Here is a 440-nt window from a genome sequence, read left to right as displayed (position 1 = left end):
ACATGCTGCTGTTTCTCACCGTGGTCGACAAACGAGGCGCTGTAACCCATCAAAAGAGCGAGACAAACATTGGCCTGTTCCTCCACTGTAGTGCCCCAGGTGCCGGAATTATACAAAGTTGTGGTCAAGCGATAGACTTCGCCATTACGACGTGACAAGTCGTCACTATAGATAGGACTACCGTCCATGCCCAAATACATCAAGTCGTGCGCGGCACGCTGAAGAACGATTGTTTCTTCTAAAAGAGACATATTATTTCAGATTTATGATTTTAGATTCTAAAGAGGAAAAAAGATACTTCGCCACATCCTACATAGTAATCGTTATTTGATCACTTCTATAAGGTCCGGATGGATGGTGGCCATGGCTACGGCAATGACGCCTTGTATCTCTATAACCACACGGCGGTCACGTGCGCCCTTTACTTTCAAAAAGACACC

Annotated in this window: 1 protein-coding gene and 1 pseudogene; both read right to left on the bottom strand. The window is 45.7% G+C overall.

Annotated features, from left to right (window positions below; all coding sequences use genetic code 11):
* The coding region (locus M1B78_RS18575; RefSeq protein ID WP_257941508.1) for a UpxZ family transcription anti-terminator antagonist at positions 1-251 on the bottom strand (251 nt) is incomplete at its 3' end.
* 72 nt (positions 252-323) lie between these two features.
* Positions 324-440 (bottom strand): annotated as a pseudogene (locus tag M1B78_RS18570) (transcriptional regulator); the annotation flags it as partial.

The sequence above is a fragment of the Bacteroides muris (ex Fokt et al. 2023) genome, from assembly GCF_024704895.1.
In the GTDB taxonomy this organism is placed as follows: domain Bacteria; phylum Bacteroidota; class Bacteroidia; order Bacteroidales; family Bacteroidaceae; genus Bacteroides; species Bacteroides muris.
The sequence above is the reverse complement of the archived record's forward strand: the minus strand, read 5'-3'. Positions and strand labels throughout refer to the sequence as shown.